At 40.7% G+C, this 13,398-nt stretch carries 12 protein-coding genes; all 12 read right to left on the reverse strand.

What is annotated here, in order from left to right; translation table 11 throughout:
* Positions 1 to 40: 40 nt before the first annotated feature.
* Positions 41 to 898 carry a cytochrome c1 gene (locus QT74_RS03855; RefSeq protein WP_033764780.1) on the reverse strand — a complete coding sequence of 286 codons (858 nt, stop codon included), beginning with the start codon at positions 896 to 898 and terminating at the stop codon, positions 41 to 43.
* Positions 895 to 2,133, reverse strand: a complete 1,239-nt coding sequence (locus QT74_RS03860; RefSeq protein WP_033764782.1) for a cytochrome b — start codon at positions 2,131 to 2,133, stop codon at positions 895 to 897. The genes QT74_RS03855 and QT74_RS03860 overlap by 4 nt, the downstream gene beginning before the upstream one ends.
* Before the next feature lie 10 nt (positions 2,134 to 2,143).
* Positions 2,144 to 2,647 (reverse strand): ubiquinol-cytochrome c reductase iron-sulfur subunit, encoded by a 504-nt coding sequence (locus tag QT74_RS03865; RefSeq protein WP_000763652.1) that lies wholly within the window; start codon positions 2,645 to 2,647, stop codon positions 2,144 to 2,146.
* 124 nt (positions 2,648 to 2,771) lie between these two features.
* A complete protein-coding gene (gene mfd, locus QT74_RS03870; RefSeq protein WP_033764783.1) occupies positions 2,772 to 5,771 on the reverse strand; it encodes a transcription-repair coupling factor in 3,000 nt (999 codons plus the stop codon).
* 3 nt (positions 5,772 to 5,774) lie between these two features.
* On the reverse strand, positions 5,775 to 6,077 hold the full coding sequence (locus QT74_RS03875) for a polymer-forming cytoskeletal protein (RefSeq protein ID WP_000557865.1): 303 nt from the start codon (positions 6,075 to 6,077) through the stop codon (positions 5,775 to 5,777).
* A 26-nt stretch (positions 6,078 to 6,103) separates the two neighbouring features.
* Positions 6,104 to 7,039, reverse strand: a complete 936-nt coding sequence (gene csd1 / locus QT74_RS03880; RefSeq protein WP_033764785.1) for a peptidoglycan DD-metalloendopeptidase Csd1 — start codon at positions 7,037 to 7,039, stop codon at positions 6,104 to 6,106.
* An 8-nt stretch (positions 7,040 to 7,047) separates the two neighbouring features.
* Complete coding sequence (gene csd2, locus QT74_RS03885) at positions 7,048 to 7,974, reverse strand: M23B family cell shape-determining DD-metalloendopeptidase Csd2 (protein ID WP_033764787.1); 927 nt, start codon at positions 7,972 to 7,974, stop codon at positions 7,048 to 7,050.
* Positions 7,974 to 9,143 carry a bifunctional folylpolyglutamate synthase/dihydrofolate synthase gene (locus tag QT74_RS03890; RefSeq protein ID WP_033764790.1) on the reverse strand — a complete coding sequence of 390 codons (1,170 nt, stop codon included), beginning with the start codon at positions 9,141 to 9,143 and terminating at the stop codon, positions 7,974 to 7,976. Before QT74_RS03890 ends, csd2 begins: the two co-directional genes overlap by 1 nt.
* Positions 9,133 to 9,645, reverse strand: a complete 513-nt coding sequence (lptE, locus tag QT74_RS03895; protein WP_001202102.1) for an LPS assembly lipoprotein LptE — start codon at positions 9,643 to 9,645, stop codon at positions 9,133 to 9,135. Before lptE ends, QT74_RS03890 begins: the two co-directional genes overlap by 11 nt.
* Positions 9,642 to 12,062 (reverse strand): leucine--tRNA ligase, encoded by a 2,421-nt coding sequence (gene leuS / locus QT74_RS03900; protein WP_033764792.1) that lies wholly within the window; start codon positions 12,060 to 12,062, stop codon positions 9,642 to 9,644. The genes lptE and leuS overlap by 4 nt, the downstream gene beginning before the upstream one ends.
* Before the next feature lie 10 nt (positions 12,063 to 12,072).
* The gene (locus QT74_RS03905; RefSeq protein WP_000383778.1) at positions 12,073 to 12,411 is read right to left on the reverse strand and encodes a DUF6394 family protein; all 339 of its coding nucleotides are present in this window, start codon (positions 12,409 to 12,411) and stop codon (positions 12,073 to 12,075) included.
* Positions 12,412 to 12,420: 9 nt separating this feature from the next.
* Complete coding sequence (gene secF, locus QT74_RS03910; protein ID WP_033764794.1) at positions 12,421 to 13,392, reverse strand: protein translocase subunit SecF; 972 nt, start codon at positions 13,390 to 13,392, stop codon at positions 12,421 to 12,423.
* Positions 13,393 to 13,398 lie beyond the last annotated feature (6 nt).

The following is a 13,398-nucleotide window of genomic DNA, read 5'->3' on the forward strand; positions in this document are numbered from 1 at the left end:
CCATAAATCAAAAATCATAAAACCTCCCCCCTTTTTTAATTCAATGCACTTCGCTCCAAACTTTTCTTTTCCATGCATAAGCCAAGAACGACAGCACCGCAAAGAAAATCATGATTTTGATCCCTAAGGTATTCCTTTCATGTTTTTTCCTATCGCCCGCTTTTTCCAAATATGCGATGACTTGTTTTTGCGCTTGTTCACTCAATCCCACTCTAGGCATAGCCGTGCCAGGCAAAAGCTTTTGCGGATCGTTGATGAAAACATTCAAGCCATGTTCGCCCTTAGCCCTAATCATCATGGACAAATCAGGTGCATGAGAGCCTAAATAATTGGCTAGATCTTTAGGACCGCTAAAGGCCTTATCTTTCGCATAATCCAGGCTATGGCACCTTTGACAGCTTTGGGCAAACACTTCCTTATCGCTCAAATTTTTAGGCAAAATAGAAGTGAGATACGCCACAATATCGCTCAAATCTTTATCGCTAAATTGAGAAAACGCCGGCATAGGATAGGGCCTTTCATCGTTAAATTTATGGCTCAATTTCGCCGTTTTCACAGGATCTTTGATGAAGTGGGCTAAGAAATTCGCGTTCAAAACCCCCGCCACATGGCTTAAATCCGGTGGCACGACCCCAAAAGAGTTGCTCGCGCTAAGGCTGTCCATAGGGACTGGAATGTTTTGAGATTTAATGCCATGGCAAGCGGTGCAATTTTCGGCTACAAGCTGTTTGCCTTTATTAGCGTCGCCATTTTTTAAATCCATCGGCTCTAAATCCTTGAAAGCAAAATCTGCCGGAGCGACTTTAGGGTGCATCACCGAATGCGCATAAGGCTCAACCCCATAATAAATCACGCCTACCACCACAATAAGGATGATGAGAATCTTAAATTCTTTCATCTAACACCCCCTTGTTTCTTGCTCTCAGCGATAGTGATAATGGGCAATACCACAAAGAAAAGGGCTAAAAAAGTGATTGAACCCGCTAAGCCAATGTATTTACCAATCCCAAGCGGAGGCAATTTACCATAGATCGTTAAAACAATCATATCAATGATTAAAAGCCAAAACCACACCATAAACGCAGGCCGTTTGTGCGCGGGAGCGACCACCGGACTTCTGTCCAAAAAGGGCAGTAAGAAAAAGATCACTTGCGCCACGCCAAAGGCCATTAGCCCTAAATCAGCGCTAAAGAAAAAGCCCCTTAAGACTTCATAGCTCCATAAGAAATACCATTCAGGGTAAATGTGAGGCGGCGTTTTAAGGCTGTTAGCCCTTTCAAAGTTGATAGGATCCATCGCAAAATCATAGTGGTAACACACCAAGTAAAAGAAAAAGACCATGAACGCGCAAACCACAAAAATATCTTTAGACAAGAATACCGGCCAAAAAGGAATGACTTTGGATTCTTTTTTCTTGCCTTCAATGAATTTCTTTTCTTCTGCTTCAAAGTCAATTTCTTCGCCTTCTTGGTTATTGACATGCGGGATGCGTAAAGAATAAAAATGCACCCCAATGAGCAGAATGATCGCAATGGGCAGTAAAAACACATGGAGCATGAAAAAGCGCGTTAAAGTGGAATCCGCCACAACATAATTGCCCCTGATCCACTCCACCACATCAGCCCCAATGAAAGGAATGCCCCCAAATAAATTCGTGATAACCGCCGCGGCCCAATAACTCATCTGCCCCCAAGGTAGCATATACCCGCTAAAGGCTTCCGCACTAAAGACCACAAACAAAATCATCCCGCTAATCCAAATCATCTCACGACCCTTTTTGTAAGAGCCATAATAGATGCCAACAAACATGTGGATATAAATGATGACAAAAATCATGCTCGCTGCCGTGGCATGCATGTGGCGCCAAAGCCAGCCATAAGCCACTTCTTGCATGATCGTGAAATTCACGCTATCAAACGCCATTTTCGCATCAGGCTTGTAATACATGAGCAAGAAAATCCCTGAGACCACAAGCACGCCAAAAAGGGTCAATAAAATCACCCCCATCGCCCATAAGAAATTGATGTTTTTAGGGATCCAATATTCTGTCATTAGCACTTTAACAAGCTTGTTAGTGCCAAGACGCATGTCCAGCCATTCGCCTAAATTCTTCGCTTTTTTTATCTCTGCCATGGAACTCTCCTTACGCTTTAGCCATCATTTTCTTGTATTCAGCCCCGGCTTCACCAAAAGTGATTTTAGTGCCTTCAATTTTAAAAGGCGGGATATCAAAAGGGCGTGGAGGGGGGGTGCCGGCAATATTCACGCCATCAGCAGTGAAACGCCCCCCATGGCATGGGCATAAAAAGCCTTTTTCTTCATCTTGATAAGTGGGGATACACCCTAAATGCGTGCAAATTTGAATGGCTGTGGTAAAAACGCTCTCGCCAACTTTAAAATCGCGCTTTTCATTAAAGCCCTCTTTTTTAGAACGCTTGAGGATATAGACCGGTTTCCCACGCCACTCCACCGTGGAAAACTGCCCTTCTTGCATGTTCGCCACATCTATGGTTGTAAAACCGGCTGAAACAACGCTTGGGAGCGGATCCCAAGTCTTTTTCATCGCTACCAGACTCGCTATCGCCCCTATAGCTGTAACGCTAGCAAGGCTCATTCCTAAAAAATCACGCCTTTGAATATCTGCCATGATTAAAAAACTCCTTAATGATAATTACCTTTTAACGACTAAAGGCATAGCAAATCCCTATTTTACAACAAACTCTCTTAATAATCTTTTTAAAATAACAAATTGAGGCTAAAATCAAACGCTTTTAACGCCGCTTTAAAGAAATTTGAGCGCGCAAATGTTTCAAAAGGGTTTCTAAAATATCGTTATCGTCTTTGCTTGGGGCTTTTAGGCTTTCTTTCTTTTCATCGCTATAAGTAAGGGTGATGTTTTGATTGAAATTAGAAAGTTTGATGATGCCAAGCTGGTTGGCTAGAATTTTAAGCGTAATGATTTGCAAAAATTGAGCGCTCAAATCGTCTATTTTGCCAAACCTGTCTTCTATTTCTTCATGGATTTGCCCCACCTCATCTACATCCTCACACAAACTCAAACGGCGATACAAATCCAATCTCAAACTATCGCTTGCAATGAGTTCAGGGTTTAAAAAAGCGCTCACACCAAGTTGGATTTCTACGCTTTTTTCAAGCCTTTTCTTCCCCCCACTCAATTCATAAATCGCGTCTTCAAGCATGCACGTATAGAGCGCATAACCAATGTTTTTAATATGCCCGCTCTGATCTTGCCCGAGCAAATTCCCGCCCCCCCTGATTTCTAAATCATGATAAGCGATGCTCTCCCCACTGCCTAAATACGAATTTTTTTCCAAAGCGAGCAAGCGTTTTAAAGCCTGTTCATTCAAACTTTTTTGATCTTCTATAAGGAAATAGCAAAAGCCTTCCTTTTTGCCTCTCCCCACACGCCCCCTTAATTGGTGCAAATCAGCCAGCCCGAAATTTTGCGCATTATCTATAATAATCGTGTTAGCGTTAGGCAAATGAATCCCTGATTCCACAATAGAAGTGCATAATAAAACCTGATAGTTTCCCTTAGCAAACTCTAGCATGATTTCTTCGCTCTCATAAGCGTTAATTTGGGAATGCAAAATAGCGATTTTGAGTTTAGGGATTAAATTTTCTAGCTTGGTTTTGACTTTTGAAATGCTAGCGATGTGGTTATGGATGTAAAAAATTTGCCCGTTACGGCGTAATTCCCTGTAAATAATCTCTTTTAAGAGTTCGTCATTCTTTTCTTTCAAAAAAGTGCGGCTGGGCTTTCTGTCTGTGGGCGGGGTTTTTAAAGAGCTAATGCCTTTAATTTGAGAGAGCGCCATGTTTAGAGTGCGCGGGATAGGCGTAGCGGACATGCTTAAAAAATGCACGCTTTTACTCAATTCTTTTAAAGCTTCTTTTTGTTTCACGCCAAATTTATGCTCTTCATCCACCACCACTAAGCCCAAGTTTTTAAATTTCGCGCCTAAAATCGCATGCGTGCCTACAAGAACATCAACTAGCCCTAATTCCACCGCCTTTAAAAGCTTGTTTTTTTCGCTCGCATACCGATCCAAACGAGCCACTTTAACGCCAAAATTTTCAAAACGCGCCCTTAAAGTCTCAAAATGTTGGTGCGCTAATAAGGTAGTAGGCACGACTAGAGCGCTTTGAAAGCCGTTCAAAAACGCGCAAAAAATCGCATGCATCGCCACTTCTGTTTTCCCAAAACCCACATCCCCACTCAATAATCTGTCCATCACTCTCTTAGAGCTTAAATCCCTTGAAATTTCAGCGATGGCTTTTTCTTGATCGCTTGTGTATTCAAACCCCGCATGCGATTTAAAGACTTCCAACTCCGCTAAATGCGTGTCCATCTTTTTACCCAAGATCAAATTGCGTTCAGCCGCTAGTTCAATGATCTTGCCTGCAATTTCTAAAAGCTTAGTTTTAACTTTAGCTTTTAATTTGAGAAAGCTCCCTTTCCCTAGCCGGTCTTTAGTTGGCACGCTATCGCTTTGCGCCACATAGCGAGCGATGAGATGCAAATTTTCTACCGGTAATAGCAGTTTGTCTTCGCCCAAATAAGCGATTTCTAAAAAATCCCTCTTGCTCCCTAAAACGCTGTGCTGGACTAATTGAGAAAACACGCCCACCCCATAATCATCATGCACCACCCATTCGCCCGGATTCAACTCGTTCAAAGCGAGCTTAGATTTTTGGCGTTTTTTCTTCCTTTCAAAAGAATTGAGCGAGATAAAAATCCCATCAGGGGTTTTAAAGTTTAACACAAAGGGGGCGATGACGCATTCCATGCTGCTTTTTTCAAGCGCGCTTATCGCATTGTCTAAAATCGTTTTATTGGGAGCTAGGAGCGTGATTTTATGGTGCGAATGCAAAGCGATAAAGCCTTCTAGGGCATGCGCATGGATTTCTAAATCTTCATAGCCTTGCGCGTTTTCTAAAACCTTTAACAATTTGAAACGCTCATAATCCAATTCGTTTAAGCTCGCTAATTCTTGAATTTCTTCTAAAGCTCTAGGACTTATGATGCTTTTATAAACGCTTAGCAAGTCTTGCGCTTTTTCTCCTAAAAACCACAAACCAAAACTGGTTAAATCTTTAGAAAAGCTATTCAAGGGGCTTTGTTCCACTTTTGTTTTTAGATTCTTATAAGATGGTTCGTCCAAACTAAAAAGCGTGGGGGGGATTTCAATTTCTAACAAATCTTCTTTAAGACTCATTTGAGTGGTGGGATCCAATTCCTTAATGCTTTCACACTCCGTGTCAAAAAAGCTCAAGCGATACGCCTTAGAATTAGGTATATAAATATCCACAATATCCCCCCTAAAGCTCGCTTCGCCTTCCACTTCCACTAAGTCTAAAATTTCATAGCCATAATAAAAGAGCTTGTCTTTCAAATCCTTAAGGTTATATTTTTCTAAAAGAGTGATTTTAAAGCTCTCTAAAAGTTCTTTTTTGGGTAAAGGGTGTAATAATGCGCTAATAGGGGCAATGATGATAGTTTCTTGCTTGTTTTCTAAGGCCTGATAAAACTCCCTTAAACTCCCTAAAAGCTGTAAAAATTCTTCAAAAAACGAACGCAAATCATCGTTTTTTTTAGCCCTAAACTCCGGGAAAAGAATGGCTTTGGTATTTGGCTTAAAATAGCTTATGACTTCTTTAGCGAGTTCGGACTCTTTAAAATCCTTACAAGCGAGTATTTGATAATCAAAGCCTTTGTTTAAGGCTCTATAAAGACTAGATTGGATCATTCCCTATTTATTTTCAATCTTCTTTTCTTGCTCATTGATCAACAACGCCCCCCCTTGAATATTCTTAGGGCGAGTTTCCCCAATCAAAATCCCCTTCCTTTCTACCACAAGCTCTTGACTAGAGATCTTACCATCAAGGCGCCCTAAAGGCATGATTTCTACCACTTCCGCTTCCACCGTGCCAGTGAACTTGCCATTGACCACTAATTTATTAGCAAAAATCTCACCCACTACCGAGCCGGTTTGCCCGATCACCACCGTGCTTTTAGAATGCACCACCCCTTCTAATTCGCCATCTACGTGCAAATGGTAATCTAAATGAAGCTCCCCCTTTATTTTTGTGCCTTGAGCGATGATAGTCGCTGGTCCTGTTTTTGCATTAGCCGATTTATTATTGTTATCAAAGATTGCCATCTGATGCTCCTTTCTTTATTGAAAACTTCTTCAAAATCTTTCATGTTCCATTTGGTGAAACTCATGGGGTTTATGGGCTGATCTAAGAAGCGCACTTCATAATGCAAATGCGGCCCTGTGCTCATCCCTGTACTACCACTATACCCAATCAACTGCCCTTTTTTGACAAATTCGCCCGTTTTTACGATGATCTTATTCAAATGGGCGTAGTAGGTTTTAAAACCAAAAGGGTGGAAAACTTTAATCAAATTCCCATACCCCCCATTCCACCCCTTGCTCGCTAACCCCACTACCCCGCTCGCGCTCGCATACACAGGGGTGTTAATAGCGGTGCTTAAATCAAGCCCGGTATGGTTGTGCAACACATGCAAAATAGGGTGGATTCTTTTATTAAAGGCGGCTGAAACGCGCCGATAGGATTCTAGCGGGTAGTCATTAGGGATAAGGCGCATGATAAAGCTTTTTTGAAGCCCGGTAATCCCAGCGACATCCAAGCGGCTGGAAAAATTGCCCTCTTCTTTTTCTTCAGGCCTATTCACTCCCACCACTTCTTCTAAATCGTTGATGCGCTCCCCTGAAAGTTGCAAATCGTCTAAAAATTCATCCATTTGCAAGGAAAGCTTTTCATTCGTCTCTTTTTTTTTCTCAAATTCTTTAGTGATTAAAGCATGCTGCTTGTCAATGTTTTTAATCTCTTTATTTAAAACCAGTAGCGAAATGCCTAAAAACAATAAAGATCCCACAACGCTCAACAGCGCATACAAACCAATTTGACGGAATAAGATATGAACATTAATATAACGGCTCCCTTTAGAGTCTGTAACCATCACAATCAAACGCCTGTCTAAAAACACCAAAATCCTTACTGGCTTATGAGCGCGTCTTTATCCACATGCTCTTGGAGCTGGACAATGTCTTCTAAAACCCAAAACAAGTTCTTCCATTCAATAAATTTATTTTCTTCTAAAGCGCTTTGAAAATGATCCAAATCCCATGCCAGAAATTTTTCTGCGTCTAAAATTTTACCCAAAAACCGCACTTCATAATGCAATTTTTCGCCGCCGCTATTACCGCTCTTCCCGCTATAGCCAATCAACTGCCCTTTTTGGATAAAGCTTTTGGGCTGCACATTGACATGATCTAAGTGCGTGTAAATGGAGCTAAAACCAAACGCATGTTCAATGCGCACCAAGTTCCCATACCCCACATTAGAATTGGTTTTCACAAAATCCACAATCCCATCAGCGCTCGCATAAACAGGCGTGTTTAATGGCGCGATAAAATCAATCCCGGATTCAACGCCCTTAATTTTTTTAATGGGGTGGTTCCTTTCTTTGGTGGGTTTGATCGCACTATAAGTTTTTAGGGGCATGCCATTAGGAATGAGCATGAGCGCTAAATGTTTTTGATTTAAATTCAAATTTTCTAAATCCACTTCATCATAAAGATGCACGCCCCCATTGGCCCCTCTTTTGACTTCAATCAAGGATTCCAACCCGCGAATCTTTTGCCCCACAATAAAAAGCTCTTCTCGCTTGTTTTTAATCTCTTTTGTCAAAGTGTAATTTTTTTGATACAAATCCCTAAAATCCCTTAAAACCGCATTCCTCTCGCTTGTCATCGTATCCATTTTAGCGATTAAAAATTTTAAAAACCCTACGCCAAGCCCCACGATCAATAAAAGAATGATAATAGAAATGATGAGGTTGCGTTTTAAATTTTTAGAAAATTTGAGCTGTTTAGAGCCTGATTCATCAATGATGGTGATCACAAGCTGGTTTTGTGGCATCAATCCCTCTTCTTTTGATAGCGCTTATAAAAAGCGTTGGCTACCAGAAATGAGCCATACACCAAATAATTTTCATTTTCTTCCAAATCTTCAAACAAAGCGTGTTCTAACCCTAAAGTTTCTAAAATCCCTTTAAGTTTTTCTAACTTGATAACCCTTTCTTGATACAATTCTAAAATCAAAACCTTTTTAACCACAGGCTTTAAAATTTCTAACACCAAAAAAGCGTCTTTATCTTGATAGCAATTATAAATTAAAATGATTTTAGTGTTAAAAACGCGTTTGATTTCTTCTTTTAAGGCTTTGGCGCTATGGGGGTTATGCCCCACATCTATTAAAATATTAGGACTTAAAAGCTCGCAACGGCCGATTAAATTTAGGGGTTTTAGGTTTTTTAAAACTTCTTGTTTATTGCATGGTAATAGCGTTTCAAACGCTTTTAGAGCCACTTCTAAATTCATCGCTAAAAAATGGGCTAAATGGTAGCGTTCAATATAATCCTTGACTCCTTTTGAAATTTCATTTTGAACCACAATCAATTTTGCGTGTTTTTCTTTGGCGATTTTTTGAGCGATATTTAAAACCAGTTCTTGTTGGGGAGCGATGATACTAAGAGAGCCCATCGCTTTTAATTTAGTAGTCGCAATGCTTTCTAAACTATCCCCTAAAAATTCCTTATGATCATAATCAATGGGGGTGAAAACGCTTAGGGTTTTTTCTAAAGCGTTCGTGCTGTCAAACTCCCCCCCAAGCCCCGCTTCTAAAACCAAATAATCGCAATCTTTAGCGAGCATGACGGCTAGTAAGGTAGCGTATTCAAAATACGAGCAAGTGCTGCTGAAAGCGTGCGATTGCAATTGCTGGTGGGCGTTTTCTAAAACGCTTTCTTCAACAACAGAGCCATTCAAAAAAAAGCGCTCCCTAAATTCAAAAACATGAGGGGAGGTGAAATGCAACACCTTAAAATTTTGATCGGCTAACAAAAGGGTTAAAAACCGCCCGGTGCTGCCCTTGCCATTAGTCCCTACCACATGAATGACTTTGGCTTGAATCTCAAAAAAAGCGTTTTTAAAATCTTTATAAATTTGAATGAAACGGCTAGGGTCAAACTTGTGGTATTCCTTAGGCTTTGTTTCTAAAAACGCACTCAATCTAGGGCTATTTTTCATTATTGAATTTCCCTTCATAAGCGATTTGTGCGACGAATTTAGTCAAAGTTTGCTCCACAGCCTGATTGATAGCATAATAGCGGTTCTGGTAGGTATTAAGGGGGTCTTGCAAATTCACAGCGTAATTGTAATACCCGCTATTTTGAAAAGTCTTTTGTGTGCCTCTTTTATTATCGTAGGTGTAATTCACAGACACGGTTGCGCGATAGAAAGTCGTAAAGCCTTCTTTATTTTGCGTGATACTCGTATCGGTTACATTCGTGATTTCTATAATAATGATGGAATCCGCATCTTTTTCACTCGCTAAGCGGTTTTGGAAGCGTTGCACGACTAAACGATTCATCAAGTCTTTAAACTCTACAGAGTTTTCAGGGTTAGGCAAATTCACAATGAGTTTTACATACACGCTATCGCCAAGCGCGTTTTGAGCGTAAGCGGCGATGGGCTTATACCCACAGCCCTTGAACCAAAACAACAAAATAAAAAAAAGTAAAGCCCTCATGCGATAACAAAATTAACAAGCTTATTAGGCACATAAATTTCTTTTTTAACGCTCGCCTTTTCTAAATATTTCTCTAATTCTTTTTTAGCCAAAGCAATAATTTCTTCTTTGCTGGCGTTAATATTGACTTTCAATTCCGCACGCCTTTTGCCATTAATGGTAAGCCCTAAAGTCATAAAGTCTTCTATCAAAGCGTCTTCATCGATCGCTATAGGCTTAAAATTCTCTCTTTTAAAAAGCCTTTCACTCAACTCCCATGCGGTGTGTGGGATAATAGGCTCTAAAATTTGCAACAACACAAAATAACCTTCGCATAAAATTTGCTCATTATTTTGTGCACTCAAAGCGTTTAAAGCCTCCATGCAACTTGCGATCAAAGTGTTAAACGCATAAGCGCTTTCAGCCTTATTGAAAATTTCATGCGATTTTTTTAACGCTTCATAGACTTTTTTACGGGCTAGTTTTTGCGCTTCATTCAGGCCCACTCCTTTAAATTCAGGCTTAGAAGTGGTAGGGCTAATGGCGTTCGCTTTATCGTATAAGCGCTTGATAAACCGGTGCGCCCCCTCTAAAGCACTGTCATTCCATTCCAATTCTTTAGCCGGTGGGGCAGCAAAAAGGATAAAGAGCCTTGCGGCATCAGCCCCGTATTTTTTAAGTATCTCTTTAGGGCTAACGACATTGCCTTTAGATTTGCTCATCTTAGCGCCATTTTTTAAGACCATGCCTTGAGTGATAAGCTGTTTGAAAGGCTCATCTAAATGAAGATAGCCCAAATCCCTTAAAGCCTTAGTGAAAAAGCGCGCGTATAACAAGTGCAAAATCGCATGTTCAATGCCGCCAATATAAGTGTCCACCGGCATGAAATACTTCAAATAATTTTGATCAAACGCTTGATTTTCACGCTGATTTTTGGGGGTGGTGTAGCGCAAGAAATACCAGCTGGATTGGATGAAAGTATCCATGGTATCTGTTTCTCTTAAAGCGTCTTTATGGCATTTAGGGCATTGAGCGAATTTCCAACTCGCATGCTTTTCTAACGGATTGCCCTCCCCATCAATCACAATGTCTTCAGGTAAAGTTACCGGCAGTTGGGTTTCAGGCACAATCCCGCAATTTTTGCAATGAATCATAGGAATAGGTGCTCCCCAATACCTTTGACGGCTCACTCCCCAATCTTGCAAGCGGTAGTTGATCACCCTTTTACCGAGGTTTTCTTTTTCAAAATAAGTGATGATTTTTTCTCTGGCCACTGAGCTAGAAAGATCGCTCCACTCCCCGCTATTTTTTAAAATCTCTTCTTTAGTGTGGGGCAAACTTTGAGAACTTTGAGTGATCACTTTAATAGGGATATGATACAGATTAGCGAGTTCAAAATCCCTTTCATCGCAGGCTGGCACGCCCATTAACGCCCCAGAACCATAATTAGCTAGAGCGAAATTAGCCACCCAAACAGGGATTTTTTGCTTCGTTAAAGGGTGGATAGCATAAATTCCTAAAAACACCCCTTTTTTCTCTAAGGCTCTTTCTCTTTGAGTCGTGTTTAAAATCGCTTTAATCATCTTTGAATCTTCTTGGCTCACTTGCTTAATGGCATGCTCTACTAAAGGGTGTTCTGGGGCGATCGCAATGTAAGTAACGCCATAAATGGTGTCCGCTCTTGTGGTAAAAACTTCAATTTCTTGAATGCCATTGCAAGCTTTCAAGCACTCATCAGCGATTTTAAAGCCAAATTGCAACCCGCTAGATTTTCCTATCCAGTTTTTTTGCATGATTAGGACTTGAGAAGGCCAATGATTTTCTAAAGTTTCTAAGTCTTTTAGTAATTCTTCAGCGTAGTTTGTGATCTTCAAATAATATTGATAGAGTTCTTTTTGAACAACTTCCGTATCGCAACGCCAGCACCTCCCATCAATGACTTGCTCATTAGCTAAAACGGTTTTGTCGTTAGGGCACCAATTGAGCATGGCTTTCTTGCGATAAATTAGCCCCTTTTCCCACAAATCAATGAAAAATTGCTGTTCAAATTTCGTGTAATCCGGATCTGAAGTGGCAAATTCCCTGTTTTTAGAAAAAGAAAACCCTAAAGCTTCAAACTCTTTTTGCATGGCTTCAATGTTTTCATAAGTCCAGGTTTTAGGGTGGATACCATGCTTAATGGCCGCATTTTCTGCAGGCATACCAAAAGAATCAAACCCCATAGGGTGTAACACATTGTAATGGTGCAAACGATAATAACGCGCTAAAGCATCGCCAATGGTGTAATTGCGCACATGCCCCATGTGGATTTCCCCACTAGGATAAGGCAGCATGCTCAGAATGTATTTTTTAGGGAGGTTAAAATCGTCTTTAGGCTCAAAACTCTTATTTTTCCACCAAAATTCTTGCCATTTTTTTTCTATATTGATAAAATCCATCAACTACCCCTTAATCCGTTTCGCTCGTTACAACGCTTTCAATCAACAAAAAGATGAGGCTGAAAGCGTTGCTAATCAACGCCCCAATCATCAGCATGTAAGCGGTAACCAAATTGTTTAAAATCTGTAAAAACACAAACGCCGGTATGAGGTGCAACACGGTGGCTAAAGAGCTGGCCAACAGCTCTGAAGCGAAACGCTTGATCACCCCAATTTTAAGCGTAACAGAAATAAGATTTAAAGCTAACGCTACAAACAACACCACCGTATTAGGCTCATACAAAAACCCTGCAATGGTGGTTAAAGAAATAAGGCTGAACAGCACATGAACGACCCGACCCCAATCCATAGAAACTCCTTAAACTTGACCGCCCTCATACAAGCGGCGCATTTTTTCTTTCTCTTGAGCTTTTTTGATTTTTCTAGCCTCATTCTCATAATATTTACCCATATCAAAACCTAACAATAACGCTACTTTAGGGGCGATGAAAATAGAGCTGTAAGTCCCTACAATCGTGCCTATTAGCATGGGCAATGAAAAGCCAATGATGATCTTACTCCCAAACACGCACAAAATCAACACCACAAAAAACACGGTTAAAGAAGTTAAAAGCGTGCGCGTGAGCGTGCTGGAAATGGCTTCATCAATGGCTTGAATGGCGTTTTTGGTTTTTTGAGAGAGCATTTCTTCTCTGATCCGATCAAAAATAATGATCGTATCATTAATGGAATACCCAATCAAAGTGAGTAAAGCCGCAATCACTTCCAAATTCATATCAATCTTAAAAACAATCACTGAGCTTGCCACTAAAATCACATCATGCACAAGTGCAATAACGCTCGCTAAAGCAAAACGCCATTCATAGCGGAAACTCACATAAACCATGATCGCCATTAGGGCTAAAATCAGCGACAAAATGCCCTTTTCTTTCAACTCGTTCCCCACTCTAGGCCCCACGGTGTCAAATTTACGGATTTCAAAATCGCCGCTGGGTTTTAAAATGTTAGCCACGATAGCGTTCAAGTCTTCATTTTCAGCCGTTTCCACAAAAGGGAATTTGATTAAAATCTCTTCTTTAGAGCCAAATTCGCTCACTTGCACGCCCTTGAAGCGAGCTTCTTTTTCAAACAGATCGCGCACTTCTTTAATGGGAGCGTTTTGAGTGTAACGCACCTGCACCAAACTCCCCCCCGCAAAATCAATCCCTAAAGAAAACCCTTTGAAAAACAAAAGCCCCAACGCTAGAAGCACCAAGATCGCTGAAACAACCACCCCATAATTGGAATAACGCATGAAGCTTAAGATTCTAGTTTGTTTGAATAATTCCATAAAACC

This window comes from Helicobacter pylori SA213A (assembly GCF_000476275.1).
Classification (GTDB): domain Bacteria; phylum Campylobacterota; class Campylobacteria; order Campylobacterales; family Helicobacteraceae; genus Helicobacter; species Helicobacter pylori_CL.